The following is an 18352-nucleotide window of genomic DNA, read 5'->3' as shown; positions in this document are numbered from 1 at the left end:
TATTACTCAACAGGTAAGGCGCGAGGTTTTCCTTCAGGATCAACCGCGACATACTTAAATAATGCTTCTGTCGCTTTATAGCGTTGCCCGATGGGTTCAGACGCGACTTTTTTCACCCACACTTCAATATTAATGCTGACCGATGTCGTCCCTTTCTGGACACAGCGTGCATAGCAGCACACCACATCGCCGACCGCAACCGGTCGTAAGAAAGTCATTCCTTCAACCCGCACGGTCACTACGCGACCGTGCGCAATTTCTTTCGCCAGAATAGCGCCGCCAATATCCATTTGTGACATTAACCAACCACCAAAGATGTCACCATTGGCATTGGTATCGGCGGGCATGGCTAAAGTACGTAAAACAAGATCGCCCTGAGGGACGTTATGTGTTGTAGACATGGTAAAACCGACTTAAAAGGAAAATCACAGGCGCGATGCTACTATGATTTTCCTGAGGAGAACAGAGGAGATACAGTGCCAGCCCCGAAGGACTGGCAGTCTGGTTAGGATTTATCTTCCTGCGGCATGTGGCGGTAGATATAGATACCGCTTAACAATGTGAAGATTAAGGTAAGAGCGGTCAGGCCAAACACTTTAAAGTTGACCCAAATATTTTGCGGCAGCCAGAATGCGATGTAGATGTTTGCCAGACCGCAAAGGATAAAGAAAACAGCCCAGGCCAGATTCAGCTTCGACCATACCGGTTGCGGCAGCGTGAGTTCTTTACCCAGCATCCGCTGAATTAGCGGCTTTTTCATCACCCATTGGCTGACTAACAGGGCACCTGCAAACAGGGCATAAATGACAGTGACCTTCCATTTAATAAACTCATCATTGTGGAAGAACAGCGTCAAGCCACCGAAGACGACCACCAGAACAAAAGTGATCAGGGCCATCTTCTCAACCTTACGAAAGCGAACCCAGCTATATATAAGCACAATCGCCGTAGCGACGATCAGCGCCGCAGTAGCCGCATAGATGTCATAAATCTTGTAAAACGCGAAAAAGACAACCAGCGGTAAAAAATCAAGAAACTGCTTCATTTTACGATTCCGTAATCAAATGCTTAAGGTTATTGGCGAATCAACATATACAGGCGGAACAGATAGATGAGCAGTACGGCTGAAATCATGTTGCTCAAAGTGTTCGCCAGTACGGCACCAATTTCCGGGGTTAATGCGGCAAAAGAAGAGGCAAAAAGCAGCAACAGTGTTTTTGCCAGCAACCAGCTCAGTACTGCGGGTGCCACCAGACGCATATTCGCCCATGTCAGCCGCATACTGCTACGCATCGAGGCAAAAATGCCCATTTTGTCCTGTACCAACATCACCGGTGCCAGAGCCAGTAAAATGGCCATGATAATTCCCGGAACGACCACCAGCATGATGCCAATCTGTACTAAAAGGGTAGTCAGAAAAATCAGAATAAATAACTTTGGCAATATCGGCGCACTGGCACCAATAGCTCGAAGCGCACTGACTCTCTGACCCGCAGACACCAGTTGGATAATTAATATTACGCCTCCGGCGAGAATGGCGTTACCGATTAATCCTGAAAAAGTGGACGCCGCTGAAGCCTGCAGCAAAATTTGTTGCTGTTCAGGTGACATATTCTGAACCAGGTCGAACAATCCACTACTGCCGCTAACGGGCACGCCGTCATTGAGCTGAGCAAGCTGTGCATCACTGGGTGAGAAAACATGCCCTAACACCACTGTGATAAACGCACATAGCAACGATACCAACAGAATGGTCATAAATTGATTACGGAAGAAATTTCCGGTGTCACGGTATACGGACTGCGCCGTGATAGACATGCACTCTCCTTGAGTTTTATGCAGGTGTTAATTAGCGGGCAATTGTACCCTGGTTAAGCCTCGGGTGGCAGCATCAGGTCTTGTATGGAAAAGCATATCTTTGTAAAGCGGAGGTAATTGCTGGCCTTCAGGCGTGGGCAAACCGCTGCAAGTGGCGAGCGAGTTAATATTTGCGTAGCGAAAATATTTAAAAATTGATTTAAATCACATTAACCAGGATTTCCAGTGCAACTTCTAAATTAATCCAGATCAATAAATGGTGAATTATCATATGTAATGTGATCTATGTAGGATCATTTGTTACTCCAATGTGGGTATATTCGTCACGTTTTTATAACCATAACGACGGAGCGGATATGAAAAAGTTAACAGTGGCGGCTTTGGCAGTAACAACTCTTCTCTCTGGCAGTGCCTTTGCGCATGAAGCAGGCGAATTTTTTATGCGTGCAGGTTCTGCAACCGTACGTCCAACAGAAGGTGCTGGTGGTACGTTAGGAAGTCTGGGTGGATTCAGCGTGACCAATAACACGCAACTGGGCCTGACGTTTACTTATATGGCGACCGACAACATTGGTGTGGAATTACTGGCAGCGACGCCGTTCCGCCATAAAATCGGCACCCGGGCGACCGGCGATATTGCAACCGTTCATCATCTGCCACCAACACTGATGGCGCAGTGGTATTTTGGTGATGCCAGCAGCAAATTCCGTCCTTACGTCGGGGCAGGTATTAACTACACCACCTTCTTTGATAATGGATTTAACGATCATGGCAAAGAGGCGGGGCTTTCCGATCTCAGTCTGAAAGATTCCTGGGGAGCTGCCGGGCAGGTGGGGGTTGATTATCTGATTAACCGTGACTGGTTGGTTAACATGTCAGTGTGGTACATGGATATCGATACCACCGCCAATTATAAACTGGGCGGTGCACAGCAACACGATAGCGTACGCCTCGATCCGTGGGTGTTTATGTTCTCAGCAGGATATCGTTTTTAATTCCGCATAAAAACGACCCCGTAATGTACGGGGTCAATAAGGACATGGTATAAAGGGTATTATTTCTTCGCTTCTACGCCATCAGTTTCAGAGCGTATTAAAAATTTCTCAGTTGTTTGCGGAATATGCTGAATCAGCCACTCGGCCATTTCTTTTTCCTCATTTAAAATCGCTTCAATGGTTGGAATTGAAGCTGTATCACCGGCATTTTTTGCTGCTGCTAATAGTGAGGTGTAACAGGCGATTTCAAATTGCTCGAAGACATATCCGCTAATAGAGCCTTTGACTATTTCATCAGAAGGGAATATACCACCGATTGACTGCCCAAGCGCAGCCATTTTACTCATGGAATCTTTAATGACTGAACGTGAAATGTCATTACGGTCAAGAATAGTTTCCAGTTGAACAATCTGGTTTTTGGTTTCACTAAGATGTTGTTCAATACGAGCGCGTAGTTCAGGATAATTATCTATACGACTGGCCATGGATTCAAGCATAGATTCGGCTTGCTTTTCCATTGCGTGGGCGTCACGTAACCAGTCATGATAATGTTCAATACGATTCATGAAAATGTCCTCTTTATAAAATGACTAAAAGTTAAAGTTCATATTTCAGGCTTTATTTTCTGCTTTCTTATTTACGTTATTAAGGGCCAGATCAGTCAATTTGATGTCGGTGGCCTTTTCTTCTTCCAGGGTTTCTTTCAGAAGCTTCGCTGCTTTACGATAACCTAATTGCTCAGCCAGTGTCGCTAATGTCCCATAACTGGCGATCTCATAGTGCTCAACTTTCTGTGCAGCGGCAATCAGTGCGGCATCACGTACTTCGTTTTTCTCGGTACTTTCGATGACCTCATTAGCTTCTTCAATGAGACCTTCCATTGCCACACATTTCATGCGCTTAATTTTCAGGTTCGGTTCAGATTCCACAACTTGATCAATACGTTCAATCTGTCCATGAGTTTCCTCGAGGTGTGCATGAAAAGCCTGACTTAATTTTTCGTTTGATGTTGCTCTGGCGAGTTTTGCCAGTGCCCGTGTTAATTGTTTTTCTGCACTGTAGGTGTCTGAAAGCAGGTGAATAAATACATCTTCAATGGACTTCATATTCATATTTTTACTCCAGTAAAATCACTGCGAGCCATACGGCCCGCAGAAGCAATTATCTTTATCAACTTCAGCTGATATTAATAATTAACGGCGGGTCAGGATTTTCCTGATTTATTTCCACCGCTGTGCTGACCGCCTTTTTTACCCGCTTCGGATGCGCGTTGCGGATCATTTTTAAAATTACCGCCGCTGTGTTGACCGCCTTTACGGCCTGCGTCGGATGCCTTCTCACGGTCTTCGGCGAAATTTCCTGAACCACCACGATGTTCGGCCATGTTATTTCTCCCGTTGCGTTGCATTGTTTCATTAATATGAGTGTTGTGTGTCGACACTCATTAAAATTAGTCGGTAATGAGAATTAGTCAAATTGAGCAAAGTGAGAAGGAATGTGAAAAATATATTTTGAAAAAGACTTTCGATATATTCATAAAGACCCAAGAAATAAGTGGGTTAGAGAAAATTATTGATTTTAGTAGTGTTTTGTTGCGGGATTAATTTGTTTGATTATATTACTTTTGGGCGGAAAAATGACGTAAGTTGACGTACGTCAGGGGTAAGCGAAACGGTAAAAAGATAAATAATAAATGAATTTAGGATTTTTCCTGCTTCATTAAAGATAGTTAAAATGCCGCCAGCGGAACTGGCGGCTGTGGGATTAACTGCGCGTCGCTGCTTTCATCGGTTGTACAAAAGCTTTCAGTACCGCCAGCATTTTCTCTGGCTCATTAATATGTTGCTCGATGATTTTAACAATTGCCGAACCAGAAATCGCGCCCGCAGCTCCTGCATCAATCGCTGCTTTTACCTGATCCGGGGCGGAAATACCAAATCCTTGCAGTGGAGGCGCCGCGTTATACTCCTTCAGCTTCGCAACCAGATGATTGAGAGGTAACGCGGCGCGGTTTTCAGCTCCGGTCACGCCCGCACGCGACAATAAATAGGTGTAACCACGACCGTAAGAGGCAATCTGGCGCAGTAAATCATCATCAGCATTCGGCGGGCAGATGAAGATAGGTGCAACGTTATGGCGCAACGCGGCCTGGCGGAAGGGCGCAGACTCTTCCACGGGCACATCGGCAACCAGCACCGAATCGACGCCGACTTTCTCGCACTCGGCATAAAACTCATCAATGCCTTTGTTAAACACCAGGTTGGCATACATCAAAAGGCCGATGGGAATGGTCGGGTGCTTCTGGCGAATGAGTGCCAGCATCTCAAAGCACTGCGCCGGGGTCACACCTGCCGCAAAGGCACGCAGTGTGGCGTTTTGAATCGTCGGGCCATCTGCCAGTGGGTCGGAGAAGGGGATGCCTAACTCCAGCGCGTCGGCACCAGCTTCGATCAAAGCATCGATAATTTTCAGCGACTGCTCTACGCCCGGATCACCGAGGGTGACGAAAGGAACAAATGCGCCTTCTTTGCGTTCCTTCAACTGGGCAAACAGAGTTTCATAGCGTTCCATCAGATTTCCCCTCGAGCTTTCAAAATATCGTGAACGGTGAAGATGTCTTTATCGCCGCGACCGGAAAGGTTAACCACCAGCAACTGCTCTTTTTCCGGGTTTTCGCGCATCATTTTCAGTGCGTGGGCCAGCGCATGTGAGGATTCCAGCGCCGGGATAATCCCTTCGTGCAGGCACAGCGTTTTGAAGGCTTCCAGAGCTTCATCATCGGTGATTGACACGTAATCAGCGCGTCCAATGCTGTTGAGATAAGCGTGTTGTGGGCCGACAGACGGGAAATCCAGTCCGGCAGAAATCGAGTAAGATTCTTCAATCTGCCCGTCTTCGGTTTGCATCATTGGCGCTTTCATACCGAAATAGATGCCCACGCGACCATGTTTTAACGGTGCGCCGTGCTCGCCAGTTTCGATACCATGACCGCCGGGCTCTACACCAATCAGGCCGACGTCGGTTTCGTTGATGAAATCAGCAAACATGCCGATGGCATTCGAACCGCCGCCAACACAGGCAATAACGGCATCCGGCAGACGACCTTCTCTTTCCAGAATCTGCGCTTTCGTTTCTTCGCCAATCATCCGCTGAAACTCACGCACAATGGTCGGGTAAGGATGCGGGCCAGCTGCAGTGCCCAGCATATAGTGCGCGGTTTCATAACTGCCGGACCAGTCGCGTAGCGCCTCATTACAGGCATCTTTCAGCGTCGCGGAACCGCTATGCACCGGGATCACTTCCGCACCCATCAAACGCATACGAAAAACGTTAGGCGACTGGCGTTCAACGTCTTTGGCACCCATATAAATACGGCATTTCAGGCCGAGCAGGGCGCTTGCAAGTGCAGAAGCCACGCCATGCTGACCTGCACCGGTTTCGGCAATGATTTCAGTTTTACCCATCCGCTTCGCCAGTAAAGCTTGACCGAGCACCTGGTTAGTTTTATGCGCGCCACCGTGCAGTAAATCTTCACGCTTCAGATACAGCGTGGTGTTAGTGCCGGCTGTAATGTTCTGGCATTTGGTCAACGCGGTTGGGCGACCAGCATAGTTTTTCAGCAGGTCGTTAAACTGGGCCTGAAATTCAGGATCTTTTTGCGCGCTGACAAAAGCTTCTTCCAGCTGGCGCAGAGCAGGCATCAGGATTTGTGGCACGTACATGCCGCCAAACTCACCAAAATACGGGTTAAGTAATGTTGTCATTGTTCCTTTCCTTAATATGCGCGCAGCGTCTGGAAAACCGAGGCCAAAAGACGTGCGTCTTTGATGCCCGGTTGCGACTCTACAGCAGAATTAAAATCAAGCCCGGCGCAGCCGGTTTGTGCCGCTTCCACGCAGTTATCTGCGCCTAAGCCACCCGCCAGCAGAACGTTGCCAAGCGATTGACCGTTTAACAGTGACCAGTCGAAACGTTGTCCGCTCCCGCCCTGACCGTTGTCGAATACATATTTATCGATGTGCTGAAAATCGCGCGCGGGAAGAGTTTCACCGACACTTAAAGCCTTCCAGATGGCGACGTTTGCTGGCAGAGCCTCACGCAGAGTGTCGATATACAGCTGATCTTCATTACCATGCAGTTGCACTGCCGCCAGCGATAACACCTTAGCTTTGTCCACCACATCGGCAATATCGTGATTGCGGAACACGCCAACGTATTGCAACGGTGCCGCAGCCATCACTTCCTGCGCCTGTTCAACGCTGACGCAACGGGGTGACGTTGTAACAAATATCAATCCACCGTAAATCGCGCCCGCGTCATGAGCTGCTTTAGCATCTTGCCCACGCGTCAGACCACACACTTTATTCTCACCCAGCAACACCCGGCGCACGGCGGCGTTCAAATCATCATGGGCCATTAGCGCCGAACCAATCAGAAAGCCGTTAGCGAAGTGGCTTAACTCACGCACCTGGGCGTAAGTATTGATGCCGGATTCGCTGATTACCGTCACGTTGTGCCCCAGTTTCGGCGCAAGCTCGCGGGTACGGTTAAGATCAATCGACAAATCACGCAGATCGCGGTTGTTAATGCCAACGACTTTTACTCCCAATGCAACGGCGCGCTCCAGCTCCTCTTCATTACTGACTTCGGTCAGCACGCCCATCTCCAGACTGTGGGCTACAGCAGCGAGCTGGCGATACTGATCGTCGTCCAGCACCGACAGCATTAATAAACAGGCATCGGCCTGGTAATAGCGCGCCAGATAGATCTGGTAAGGGTCGATAATAAAGTCTTTACACAAAATCGGCTGCGGGGCGATTTGGCTGATGATGGGGAGGAAATCAAAGCTCCCCTGAAAATATTTCTCATCAGTCAGCACCGAAATTGCCGAAGCGTAATGTTTATAAATGGCGGCAATGCGTGCCGGATCGAAATCATCACGGATCACGCCTTTTGACGGCGACGCTTTTTTGCATTCCAGAATAAACGCCGTGCGTGCGCCTTGCAGTGCATCATAAAAATGTCGCGTGCTCGGCTGAACCTCATTCTGAAAACTGGCCAGCGGTTGCTGCTGTTTGCGGGCTTCTACCCAAATCGCCTTGTCTGCGACGATTTTCGCTAAAACGGTTTGCATCATTTACCCTCGTGCCGCCAGTGCGGTGACTCTGTCGTAAGCGGAACCACTGCGCAGTACCTCAAGAACGGTTTGCGCATTGGTTTGCAGATCTTCCTGGCCATGCAGGCGCATTAACATGGCGACATTCGCCGCGACGGCTGCTTCATGGGCGGCGTCGCCTTTACCTTGTAACAAGCGTGTTAAAATGTCACGGTTTTCTTCCGGTGTTCCGCCTGCCAGTTGCTCCTGATGGTAGGGTGTCAGGCCAAAATCTTCAGCGGTCAACTGATAGCTCTTAATTTCGCCGTCATGCAGTTCGGCAACGATTGTCGGCGCGTGTAATGAAACTTCATCCATCCCCCCGCTGTGCACCACCGCTGCGCGTTGATACCCCAGCACGCGCAAGGTTTCGGCAATTGGCAGCACCAGTTCCGGGCTGTAGACACCAATTAGCGCCAGCGGCGGATGCGCCGGGTTAATCAGTGGCCCCAGCACGTTGAACAGGGTGCGGGTTTTCAGTTGCTGGCGAACGGGCATCGCGTGGCGAAATCCGGTGTGGTATTTCGGTGCAAAGAGAAAGCAGACGCCTAACTCGTCGAGCGCCTGGCGCGATTTATCGGCATTCATATCCAGGTTGATACCGAACGCAGCCAGCAGATCTGACGAGCCAGATTTACTGGAGACGCTGCGGTTACCGTGTTTCGCCACTTTCAGTCCACAGGCCGCAGCGACAAAAGCACTGGCAGTAGAAATGTTGATGCTGTTGCTGCCGTCACCACCTGTGCCGACGATATCAGCAAACAGATAATCCGGGCGCGGGAACGGCGCGGCGTTTTCCAGTAGCGCCGTTGCTGCTCCGGCGATTTCGTTCGGGTGCTCGCCGCGAATTTTCATGCTGACCAATGCAGCCGCCAGTTGTTCCGGTTTCAGCTCGCCACGCACCACCGCTGAAAACAGCTGGTGGCTTTCTTGTTGGCTAAGCGTCTGCGCCTGATACAGTTTTTCCAGAATTGGTTGCAGTGTGTTGGTCGGCTGCAGCTTCTGTTGCGCCCAGGCCAGCGTTTGTTCCAGCAGGCGAGCGCCCTGGGTGGTGAGAATGGATTCCGGATGGAACTGGAATCCACAAACGCGATCCGCATCATGACGCACCGCCATCACCATGCCATTAAAATGGGCGTTGATGGTTAAACCTGCCGGAATATTACTGCCAACCAGCGAATGATAACGCGCCACCGGCAATGGGTTTGTTAATCCGGCAAACATCGCCTGACCGTCATGTTCAATGCTCGACGCTTTACCGTGAAGAATTTCGCCCGCCTGACCGACATAGCCCCCGTAAGCTTCGACAATCGCCTGATGTCCGAGGCAAATGCCAATAATTGGCAGCTTGCCACGCAAACGGGTGAGGAGTTCCGGCATACAACCCGCTTCACTCGGCACTCCGGGGCCAGGAGAAAGCATCAGCACCGGATTGCTCATGGTCGCAAGACGTTCAATTAAGGTTTGCGCCGGAATATGGTTGCGGTAAATCACCACGTTATGCCCATTGCTGCGCAACTGATCTGCCAGGTTATAAGTAAAAGAGTCGATATTATCGAGCAGCAGAATGTCAGCCATCAGAAAGTCTCCTGTGCATGATGCGCGGTGGCGATAGCGCGCAGTACAGCGCGGGCTTTATTACGGGTTTCGTCGGCTTCCGACTGCGGAACAGAATCAAGGACCACGCCAGCACCGGCCTGCACGGTGGCGACGCCGTTTTCCACCAGCGCAGAGCGGATCACAATGCAGGTGTCGAGATCGCCATGTGCGGTGAAATAACCTACCGCACCGCCGTAGCTGCCGCGTCGACGACCTTCCGCTTCGGCAATTAACTGCATGGCGCGCACTTTTGGGGCACCGCTTAACGTACCCATGTTCATACAGGCGCGGTAAGCGTGCAGGGCGTCAAGATCGTGGCGCAGCTCACCGACCACGCGGGAGACGAGATGCATCACGTAAGAGTAACGGTCAACTTTGGTGAGATCGGCTACGTAGCGGCTGCCAGGAGTGCAAATGCGTGCCAGATCATTACGGGCGAGATCCACCAGCATCAGATGTTCTGAAAGTTCTTTATGGTCGGTACGCATTTCCAGTTCGATGCGGCTGTCGAGGTCTTTGTCCAGTGAACCATCGGCACGACGACCGCGTGGACGTGTTCCGGCAATCGGGTAGATCTCAATCTGGCGGCTGGAGGCGTCAAACTTGAGCGAACTTTCTGGCGACGCACCGAACAGGGTGAAATCATTATCCTGCATAAAAAACATGTACGGGCTGGGATTACTCTTTTTCAGCACGTAATAGGCCGCCAGCGGTGACGGGCAGGGCAGCGAGAAACGGCGAGATGGCACGACCTGGAAAATTTCTCCGGCGCGAATCGCTTTTTGCAACGAACGCACTACGCCACCGAACTCTTCATCGCTCTGATTACATTCACAACGCATATGCGGCACGGAAACTACCGGCAGCGGTGGCGCGGTTTCGGTCAGTTGCTGGCGAAGTTCGTTCAGGCGAGCAGTGAGACGTTGTTTTTCTTCTTCATTTGGAGTAAACAGGCTGGCCTGAATGCGGGTGCTTTTTTTCTGATGATCGATAACCATCAGCGTTTCAGCGAGATAAAAACAGAAATCAGGGCAGTTATTTTCCGCTGCCAGTTGCGGTAAATCTTCAAACCCCGCCACAAGGTCATAAGAGAACAGGCCGCCAAAGAACATCGCTTCCCGTTCTTCCTTCGGTACATTCAACAGATTCTGTAATAAGCGGAAAGCGTCAAAAACCGAAAGGGAGCATAAGCGGGCGTCTTCATCCAACAGTGGACTGACCGGGGGGAAGCGCAGTACGCGGCATTGTGGCGATTGCTCATTATCGACCCCAGCAGGCAGGGCGTTATCCAGTAATGCCAGCAGAGCTTCGCCATTGCCGGAAAGTGCCTGAATAGTGACAATGTCACCTAATGCTGTAATGCGCAGCGCAGTGTCCACTAGCAATAGACTTTTTAAATCATCTTTGCTGTCGATATCTGCGGATTCCAGCAGCAGCGTTGCCGGACGATCCCCACACAACTGATGAAAAAGCGCGGTCGGATTATCGCGATAAGCACCTTCGCCGGTTAACAGTTCGAGAGTCGGTTTTTGTGTTTGCATTGTTATTCTCTAATTTTGTTCAAAAAAAAGCCCGCTCATTAGGCGGGCTGGGTATCTGATTGCTTTACGCATGGTGAATACACTGCCCGTTTCAGGAAGTGCGCCACCAACCTTTCAGTACGAAAATCGCTTTCATTGTCGATACCCTTTTTACGTGAACTTGCGTACTAGTTAACTAGTTCGATGATTAATTGTCAACAGCTCATTTCAGAATATTTGCCAGAACCGTTATGATGTCGGCGCAAAAACATTATCCAAAACGGGAGTGCGCCTTGAGCGACACGAATTACGCAGTGATTTATGACCTGCACAGCCATACCACAGCTTCCGATGGCTGCCTGACGCCAGAAGCATTGGTGCACCGTGCAGTCGAGATGCGCGTCGGCACCCTGGCGATCACCGACCATGACACCACAGCGGCAATCGCGCCAGCAAGAGAAGAAATTTCACGTTCAGGACTGGCACTGAATCTTATTCCTGGCGTGGAAATATCCACCGTCTGGGAAAATCATGAAATTCATATTGTCGGGCTGAATATTGATATTACTCATCCGCTAATGTGTGAGTTCCTCGCGCAGCAGACAGAACGGCGCAATCAGCGGGCGAAGTTAATTGCTGAAAGACTGGAAAAAGCGCAAATACCTGGGGCGCTGGAAGGCGCGCAACGACTGGCGCAGGGCGGTGCGGTGACGCGCGGTCATTTTGCTCGTTTCTTGGTTGAATGTGGCAAAGCCAGTTCAATAGCGGATGTCTTTAAAAAATATCTGGCACGCGGGAAAACCGGATACGTTCCGCCACAGTGGTGTACAATAGAACAAGCTATTGATGTCATTCATCATTCCGGCGGTAAGGCGGTGCTAGCTCATCCTGGGCGGTACAATCTTAGTGCTAAATGGCTGAAAAGATTGGTTGCGCATTTTGCCGAACACCACGGCGACGCGATGGAAGTCGCGCAGTGCCAGCAATCGCCCAATGAACGCACCCAACTGGCGACGCTTGCTCGCCAGCATCATTTATGGGCATCACAAGGATCTGATTTTCATCAGCCATGCCCGTGGATCGAACTGGGTCGTAAACTCTGGCTGCCCGCAGGCGTTGAAGGCGTCTGGCAGCTATGGGAACAGCCGCAGAACACCACAGAGAGGGAATTATGAGCCAGTTTTTTTATATTCATCCTGATAACCCGCAGCAACGTCTGATCAACCAGGCGGTGGAGATCGTGCGTAAAGGGGGGGTGATTGTTTATCCAACTGATTCCGGCTATGCGCTCGGCTGTAAAATTGAAGATAAAAACGCCATGGAGCGTATTTGTCGTATTCGCCAGCTGCCGGACGGTCACAACTTTACCCTGATGTGTCGCGATCTTTCTGAACTCTCGACCTATTCATTTGTCGATAACGTTGCGTTTCGTTTGATGAAAAACAACACGCCGGGTAACTACACTTTCATCCTGAAGGGGACGAAGGAAGTGCCACGCCGTCTGTTGCAGGAAAAACGCAAAACCATCGGTATGCGTGTGCCTTCTAACCCGATTGCGCAGGCGTTGCTTGAAGCATTGGGCGAACCGATGCTTTCCACTTCGTTGATGCTACCAGGCAGCGAATTTACCGAGTCTGATCCGGAAGAAATTAAAGACCGTCTGGAAAAACAGGTGGATTTGATTATTCACGGCGGCTATCTCGGGCAGAAACCAACAACGGTTATTGATCTCACCGATGATACGCCAGTCGTATTGCGTGAAGGCGTAGGTGATGTGAAGCCTTTTTTATAAGTGCTTAACTCTGTATACTACGCGGCCTTAAAATGGCGCTCTACTGCGCCATTGATTCTCCTGTTCGACGCCTGGGAAGGCGACACCAAAAGGAAGCTCTATGAGCGAAAAGCTACAGAAAGTGCTGGCGCGTGCCGGCCACGGTTCTCGCCGTGAAATCGAATCTATTATTGAAGCCGGTCGTGTGAGTGTAGATGGCAAAATTGCTAAACTCGGCGATCGTGTTGAAATTACCCCTGGACTGAAAATCCGTATCGATGGTCACCTGATTTCGGTACGTGAGTCCGCTGAACAAATTTGTCGCGTTCTGGCCTATTACAAACCGGAAGGTGAGTTGTGTACCCGTAACGATCCGGAAGGGCGTCCAACGGTATTTGACCGTCTGCCAAAGCTGCGTGGCGCACGCTGGATTGCCGTAGGTCGTCTGGACGTTAACACCTGTGGTCTGCTGCTGTTCACCACCGATGGTGAACTGGCAAACCGTTTAATGCATCCAAGCCGTGAAGTTGAACGTGAATATGCCGTGCGTGTATTTGGTCAGGTTGACGACGCGAAACTGCGTGATTTGAGTCGTGGCGTGCAGCTGGAAGATGGTCCGGCAGCCTTTAAAACCATTAAGTTCAGCGGCGGCGAAGGGATCAACCAGTGGTACAACGTTACTCTGACCGAAGGCCGTAACCGTGAAGTTCGTCGTCTTTGGGAAGCTGTTGGTGTGCAGGTGAGCCGTCTGATCCGCGTGCGTTACGGTGATATCCCACTGCCGAAAGGTCTGCCACGCGGTGGCTGGACTGAGCTGGATCTTGCCCAGACTAACTATCTGCGTGAGCTGGTGGAACTACCGCCAGAAACCAGCTCTAAAGTTGCTGTAGAAAAAGACCGTCGTCGTATGAAGGCGAATCAAATTCGTCGTGCGGTGAAACGTCACAGCCAGGTCAGCGGCGGTCGTCGTTCTGGTGGACGTAATAATAACGGTTAATTTAAGTTAAGTATTAAATAAAGGCCCTGCGGGGCCTTTTCTTCATTTGAAGCATGATAAATAGTCGCAGTATTTTAATTTAATTTCATACTTGCTTATGAATAATGCCAGGGAATAGCCACATTACTATTTAATTATCTGAGATAAACTCAACGTCAAGAGGTGGGTTATGATTAGATATAGTGGATTATTTCTATCGCTGTTAATGCTTTCAGGTTGTGCAACTGAAGCATTGAAAAATGAACAAGCTGAAACTGTTATTACTGCGGGTAACAAGGCGGTTGCGGCGAATGCAAGTTTCTTTAAACAATACTATGCTTCTCGTGAAAACTTTCTTGTTAATTTTTATGCGACTAATCCGGATTGTGCATTGCGACCTGATTATGAAACGATTATGGAAAATAATACTAATAAAGAGTCCTTATGTATGCAATCAGAGAAAGGGGACAAAACATCGTATAAAGACGTTACTAAAGTTCAATTGGCAACCACAGAAAAACAAAAGCTACTGGCTTCACTTGAGGTCGTTAACAGTATGAGCTCCTATGTGGAGTTGTTGACGGTGGATATGGATGTTGACGATAGTAAACAAATTATATTACTTAATCAGGCGCTCGATCATGCAAACAACGCCCAAAAACTACTTGGCCTTTCAGAAGGTGAAGAACTGACTAAGTCAGCTGTAGCTGTTAAAGATTTAGTTCAATATTTCAATGGATTATATAAAGAGAAGATTAAATCAGAAAATGTTGGTAAAACGGTAGGTAGTGACTGGCCACGACTTCAAAGAAATTTACAAGATTTACTCGATGATATAGCAACGAAACAGCAGCAAATGGATTGGAATAATTTTGCGAACATCAGCAATAATTTTTATTACTATAATAAGGCCCGAGCAAATACTAAAAACATAGAATTTAAAACATTAAAGAGTAGACAGGAATTTTTGAGTGCAGTAATTAATCTTAATGAAAGCAGATTGCGTTCATCTGATCCGGCGGCTCCAGCAATACAAGCTATTAATGCCTTCATGGATAAAGGAAATCATCTACAAGATTTATACTCTAATAAATCTCTTTCTAAAGCGGATTTAGAGCGTAGGAATGAGATCCTGCGTTCTCAAGTTATTAGTGGTCTACAGGCGTCAGAGGAGCTGGCAAAACTTCTTATTGCCAGCGGAGTTATGTTATAGGAGGTCATTATGAACGATGTGCAAAATCGACGAATACTGGCATTGCTCAATATGCTGTACTATGCCTTAGGAAACCGAACAACTTGCGATATATGTCACAAATATTTTATTCTGGTTTTGTCGGTAATGAATAATCTGACAATTAATTATGGCTCGCAAACGTCACCAGAACTGACTGGTATTAGTTATGAAGATGCTAATGATTTGATCACTGAATTAATACTGTTTATTGAAGACGTCAATGCGGATAATGACATGGAATATCCCGCACACTTGAATAAAATTCAAGCTCTTCTTAATTTTGCCGTGGCTAATTAAGCCATTCAGTATCTAAAATTAGCACCTCAAGAGGCGAACTTTTGAGGTGCTTTCACTTAATAATCAATCCCGATTTGCGCCTTAACACCAGCATCAAACGCATGTTTGACGGGGCGTAATTCACTTACCGTATCCGCCAGTTCAAGAATATCCCGATGACAACCACGCCCCGTGATAATCACCGTCTGTTGATGTGGACGTTCATTTAACGCCTGCACCACTTCTTCCAGTGGCAAATAGTCATACGCCACCATATAAGTCAGCTCATCGAGCAAAACCATATCCAGTGAAGCATCTGCCAGCATTCGTTTGGCATGTTGCCAGACTTCACGGCAGGCCGCGGTATCAGATTCGCGGTTTTGCGTATCCCAGGTAAAGCCCGTTGCCATCACCTGAAATTCAACGCCGTGTGGTTCCAGCAGATTTCGTTCGCCATTAGGCCAGGTGCCTTTAATAAACTGCACGACGCCCACTTTTTTTCCGTGACCAACTGCGCGTGTTGCCGTACCAAATGCTGCGGTGGTTTTGCCTTTTCCATTGCCGGTAAAGACGATGATAATACCTCGTTCATCCTGGGCCTGGGCCACACGGGCATCCACTTTATCTTTTACACGCTGCTGACGCTGTTGGTAGCGTTCATCACTCATTGGGATATTCCTGGTTTACGGCCCGGTTGGGCGTCAAAGGTCATGCCGGTTTTACGGCGGCTGTCATCGCCCATCAGCCAGAGGTAGAGCGGCATGATATCAGCGGGGGTTTTAAGTTTCTGTGGATCTTCGGTCGGGAAGGCACTGGCCCGCATAGCGGTGCGCGTACCGCCTGGGTTAATGCAGTTGACGCGCAGGCGCTGCTGATATTCATCGGCCAGTACCTGCATCATCCCTTCGGTGGCAAATTTCGACGCTGCATAAGCGCCCCAGTTTGCACGCCCCTGACGTCCAACGCTTGACGAAGTAAAGACCAGTGAACCGGCGTCCGATTTGAGTAATAAAGGAAGCAGTGCCTGGGTGAGCATAAAGGTGGCATTAACGTTGACCTGCATGACGTCCTGCCAGACCTGCGGGTTTTGCTCGCTCATTGGGCAAACATCGCCGAGCAATCCGGCATTATGCAAAACACCATCCAGACGCGGATAATTAACGGCAATGCGCTGTGCCAGTTGTTGGCAATCTTCGGACGTGCAGGTCAGCAAATCGAGAATAAACCACTGTGGCTGACGCCCAGTTTCTTCGTTTATGTGGCTGGCTACCTGACGTAATTTTTCTTCATTACGGCCCAACAGAATCACTGTCGCACCATAGCGTGCATACGTCATCGCGGCTTCACGACCAATACCATTGCTGGCTCCCGTCACCAGGATAATGCGATCATTGAGTAAATCTTGTTTTGGCTGGTAATGCATGGCTACTCCTCAACGACGTTGTCTGTCGCGCTGCCAGTGTACTTTAAGACTTTGGGGCTTTATGCCTGAAACAGAAGGGCATTTCAATCAGCCTGGGGCGATAACACCGCAAAATGGATACTTTGTCATACTTTCGCTGCAATAACATCTCTGCGAGACGGCTTAACATGCCTGTTGTAAACTGTGAGCCAAAGCGTTGTTTAACCAAGGTGGGGACTCGTGGAATTGTTGTCTGAATATGGTTTGTTTTTGGCGAAAATCGTTACCGTTGTGCTAGCGATTGCGGCGATTGCCGCCATTATTGTCAATGTTGCTCAACGTAATAAACGCCAGCGTGGCGAGTTACGGGTCAACAATCTCAGCGAACAGTATAAGGAGATGAAAGAAGAACTGGCCGCGGCGCTGATGGACACTCATCAGCAAAAACAGTGGCATAAAGCGCAGAAGAAAAAGCACAAGCAAGAAGCGAAAGCCGCAAAAGCGAAAGCCAAACTGGGCGAGGTGGCAACTGACAGTAAACCTCGCGTCTGGGTGCTGGATTTTAAAGGCAGCATGGACGCCCATGAAGTGAACTCGCTACGTGAAGAGATAACGGCGGTACTCGCAGCATTTAAACCGCAGGATCAGGTTGTGCTACGTCTGGAAAGCCCTGGTGGCATGGTGCATGGTTACGGGCTGGCGGCTTCGCAGCTGCAGCGTCTGCGTGATAAAAACATTCCTTTAACTGTTACGGTAGACAAAGTTGCTGCCAGCGGCGGTTACATGATGGCCTGTGTGGCGGACAAAATTGTTTCCGCACCGTTTGCTATTGTGGGTTCCATTGGGGTGGTGGCGCAAATGCCCAACTTTAACCGCTTCCTGAAAAGCAAAGATATTGATATCGAACTGCACACCGCCGGGCAGTATAAGCGCACGCTGACCTTGCTGGGTGAAAACACCGAAGAAGGGCGGGAGAAATTCCGCGAAGAGCTGAACGAAACGCATCAGTTATTTAAAGATTTTGTGAAGCGTATGCGTCCGTCTCTGGATATTGAACAGGTGGCAACGGGTGAACACTGGTACGGACAACAGGCGGTAGAGAAAGGCCTGGTTGATGAAATCAACACCAGTGATGAGGTTATTCTTAGCCTGATGGAAGGCCGTGAAGTGGTCAATGTACGCTATATGCAGCGTAAAAGACTCATTGACCGATTCACCGGCAGCGCGGCAGAGAGCGCCGATCGATTGTTGCTACGCTGGTGGCAGCGGGGGCAAAAGCCATTGATGTAAAAGATAAACGCGAGGGTAAGACCTCGCGTTTTGCTTTAATCAACCAGGTGATATTTTTCTGAAAGCACATGGGCCAGGTGTTTGAACATATTAAACACCGCAGTGCTTTTGGCTGTTGGCAATCCTTGTTCATCTAAAAAGTAGTCGCCGGTAAAGACCAGCACGCCATTACGCTGCGAGACGCCGGTGGCTTCAATCCCTGCGAGCGTATCCTCATGCTCACGAATGATTTTATTGGCCTCTTTCAACAGCGTTTCGCGGTCGATGGGTTGTGTCTCTTTGTTCATTATTTACTCCTTAAACAAGGACATTAGTC

The 18352-nt window shown here is 49.1% G+C and carries 22 protein-coding genes, 1 pseudogene and 1 other annotated feature; of the genes and pseudogenes, 7 read left to right on the top strand and 16 right to left on the bottom strand.

Translation table 11 applies throughout. The annotated features are described in order from the left end of the window. Positions 1 to 2: 2 nt before the first annotated feature. From yciA to AABJ99_RS13480, 4 genes and pseudogenes are all read right to left on the bottom strand, one after another. On the bottom strand, positions 3 to 401 hold the full coding sequence (gene yciA, locus AABJ99_RS13495; protein WP_000108160.1) for an acyl-CoA thioester hydrolase YciA: 399 nt from the start codon (positions 399 to 401) through the stop codon (positions 3 to 5). A 104-nt stretch (positions 402 to 505) separates the two neighbouring features. Continuing rightward, positions 506 to 1045 (bottom strand): septation protein A, encoded by a 540-nt coding sequence (yciB, locus tag AABJ99_RS13490; RefSeq protein ID WP_000808667.1) that lies wholly within the window; start codon positions 1043 to 1045, stop codon positions 506 to 508. A gap of 29 nt (positions 1046 to 1074) precedes the next feature. Further along, a complete protein-coding gene (gene yciC, locus AABJ99_RS13485) occupies positions 1075 to 1818 on the bottom strand; it encodes a YciC family protein (protein ID WP_000028542.1) in 744 nt (247 codons plus the stop codon). Between the two features lie 27 nt (positions 1819 to 1845). Beyond that, a pseudogene (locus AABJ99_RS13480) lies at positions 1846 to 1935 on the bottom strand (YkgJ family cysteine cluster protein); the annotation flags it as partial. A gap of 239 nt (positions 1936 to 2174) precedes the next feature. Here AABJ99_RS13480 and ompW point away from each other — a divergent pair. Then, positions 2175 to 2813, top strand: a complete 639-nt coding sequence (gene ompW / locus AABJ99_RS13475) for an outer membrane protein OmpW (RefSeq protein WP_000737226.1) — start codon at positions 2175 to 2177, stop codon at positions 2811 to 2813. A gap of 59 nt (positions 2814 to 2872) precedes the next feature. Here the strand turns inward: ompW and yciE are convergent, their stop codons facing one another. The 9 genes from yciE to trpL form a co-directional block, all read right to left on the bottom strand. Beyond that, on the bottom strand, positions 2873 to 3379 hold the full coding sequence (yciE, locus tag AABJ99_RS13470) for a ferritin-like domain-containing protein (protein WP_115738307.1): 507 nt from the start codon (positions 3377 to 3379) through the stop codon (positions 2873 to 2875). A 45-nt stretch (positions 3380 to 3424) separates the two neighbouring features. Further along, positions 3425 to 3925: a ferritin-like domain-containing protein gene (yciF, locus tag AABJ99_RS13465; RefSeq protein WP_001056439.1), complete on the bottom strand. Its 501-nt coding sequence runs from the start codon at positions 3923 to 3925 to the stop codon at positions 3425 to 3427. A 92-nt stretch (positions 3926 to 4017) separates the two neighbouring features. Further along, positions 4018 to 4197, bottom strand: coding sequence for a general stress protein (gene yciG / locus AABJ99_RS13460; RefSeq protein WP_000807647.1), 180 nt, complete (start codon positions 4195 to 4197; stop codon positions 4018 to 4020). A gap of 380 nt (positions 4198 to 4577) precedes the next feature. Continuing rightward, positions 4578 to 5384 (bottom strand): tryptophan synthase subunit alpha, encoded by an 807-nt coding sequence (gene trpA / locus AABJ99_RS13455; RefSeq protein ID WP_039020806.1) that lies wholly within the window; start codon positions 5382 to 5384, stop codon positions 4578 to 4580. Next, positions 5384 to 6577, bottom strand: a complete 1194-nt coding sequence (gene trpB / locus AABJ99_RS13450) for a tryptophan synthase subunit beta (RefSeq protein WP_000209509.1) — start codon at positions 6575 to 6577, stop codon at positions 5384 to 5386. Before trpB ends, trpA begins: the two co-directional genes overlap by 1 nt. A gap of 11 nt (positions 6578 to 6588) precedes the next feature. Next, complete coding sequence (trpCF, locus tag AABJ99_RS13445; RefSeq protein ID WP_338387361.1) at positions 6589 to 7950, bottom strand: bifunctional indole-3-glycerol-phosphate synthase TrpC/phosphoribosylanthranilate isomerase TrpF; 1362 nt, start codon at positions 7948 to 7950, stop codon at positions 6589 to 6591. After that, positions 7951 to 9546 (bottom strand): bifunctional anthranilate synthase glutamate amidotransferase component TrpG/anthranilate phosphoribosyltransferase TrpD, encoded by a 1596-nt coding sequence (gene trpD, locus AABJ99_RS13440; protein WP_039020807.1) that lies wholly within the window; start codon positions 9544 to 9546, stop codon positions 7951 to 7953. After that, a complete protein-coding gene (gene trpE / locus AABJ99_RS13435) occupies positions 9546 to 11108 on the bottom strand; it encodes an anthranilate synthase component I (protein WP_039020808.1) in 1563 nt (520 codons plus the stop codon). The genes trpD and trpE overlap by 1 nt, the downstream gene beginning before the upstream one ends. 21 nt (positions 11109 to 11129) lie before the next feature. Next, positions 11130 to 11223 (bottom strand) — a sequence feature (Trp leader region). Then, positions 11200 to 11244, bottom strand: a complete 45-nt coding sequence (gene trpL / locus AABJ99_RS13430; RefSeq protein WP_001700591.1) for a trp operon leader peptide — start codon at positions 11242 to 11244, stop codon at positions 11200 to 11202. Its footprint overlaps the feature before it by 24 nt. Positions 11245 to 11380: 136 nt before the next feature. Between trpL and rnm the strand changes: the two genes are divergently transcribed. The 5 genes from rnm (at position 11381) to AABJ99_RS13405 (ending at position 15365) form a co-directional block, all read left to right on the top strand. Continuing rightward, complete coding sequence (gene rnm / locus AABJ99_RS13425; RefSeq protein WP_002431520.1) at positions 11381 to 12262, top strand: RNase RNM; 882 nt, start codon at positions 11381 to 11383, stop codon at positions 12260 to 12262. After that, the gene (gene yciO, locus AABJ99_RS13420; protein ID WP_001353240.1) at positions 12259 to 12879 is read left to right on the top strand and encodes an L-threonylcarbamoyladenylate synthase; all 621 of its coding nucleotides are present in this window, start codon (positions 12259 to 12261) and stop codon (positions 12877 to 12879) included. Before rnm ends, yciO begins: the two co-directional genes overlap by 4 nt. 100 nt (positions 12880 to 12979) lie before the next feature. Continuing rightward, complete coding sequence (gene rluB, locus AABJ99_RS13415; protein WP_001291206.1) at positions 12980 to 13855, top strand: 23S rRNA pseudouridine(2605) synthase RluB; 876 nt, start codon at positions 12980 to 12982, stop codon at positions 13853 to 13855. 169 nt (positions 13856 to 14024) lie between these two features. Then, on the top strand, positions 14025 to 15047 hold the full coding sequence (locus tag AABJ99_RS13410; RefSeq protein ID WP_039020809.1) for a hypothetical protein: 1023 nt from the start codon (positions 14025 to 14027) through the stop codon (positions 15045 to 15047). Positions 15048 to 15056: 9 nt separating this feature from the next. Further along, positions 15057 to 15365 carry a hypothetical protein gene (locus tag AABJ99_RS13405; RefSeq protein WP_001000715.1) on the top strand — a complete coding sequence of 103 codons (309 nt, stop codon included), beginning with the start codon at positions 15057 to 15059 and terminating at the stop codon, positions 15363 to 15365. Positions 15366 to 15421: 56 nt separating this feature from the next. Here the strand turns inward: AABJ99_RS13405 and cobO are convergent, their stop codons facing one another. Further along, positions 15422 to 16012 (bottom strand): cob(I)yrinic acid a,c-diamide adenosyltransferase, encoded by a 591-nt coding sequence (cobO, locus tag AABJ99_RS13400; protein ID WP_039020810.1) that lies wholly within the window; start codon positions 16010 to 16012, stop codon positions 15422 to 15424. Further along, positions 16009 to 16767 carry a YciK family oxidoreductase gene (gene yciK / locus AABJ99_RS13395; RefSeq protein WP_000559303.1) on the bottom strand — a complete coding sequence of 253 codons (759 nt, stop codon included), beginning with the start codon at positions 16765 to 16767 and terminating at the stop codon, positions 16009 to 16011. Before yciK ends, cobO begins: the two co-directional genes overlap by 4 nt. 219 nt (positions 16768 to 16986) lie before the next feature. On the opposite strand from yciK, the gene sohB reads away from it, so the two are divergent. Next, positions 16987 to 18036: a protease SohB gene (sohB, locus tag AABJ99_RS13390; protein ID WP_000422059.1), complete on the top strand. Its 1050-nt coding sequence runs from the start codon at positions 16987 to 16989 to the stop codon at positions 18034 to 18036. A gap of 35 nt (positions 18037 to 18071) precedes the next feature. Here sohB and yciN read toward each other — a convergent pair whose 3' ends face one another. Then, positions 18072 to 18323: a YciN family protein gene (gene yciN / locus AABJ99_RS13385; protein ID WP_001031527.1), complete on the bottom strand. Its 252-nt coding sequence runs from the start codon at positions 18321 to 18323 to the stop codon at positions 18072 to 18074. Between the last annotated feature and the right edge of the window lie 29 nt (positions 18324 to 18352).

Origin of the sequence: Escherichia coli (assembly GCF_036503815.1) — a bacterium.
Taxonomy (GTDB): Bacteria; Pseudomonadota; Gammaproteobacteria; order Enterobacterales; family Enterobacteriaceae; genus Escherichia; species Escherichia coli_F.
Note: the sequence above shows the minus strand (reverse complement) of the source record. Positions and strands in the feature narration are given on the sequence as shown.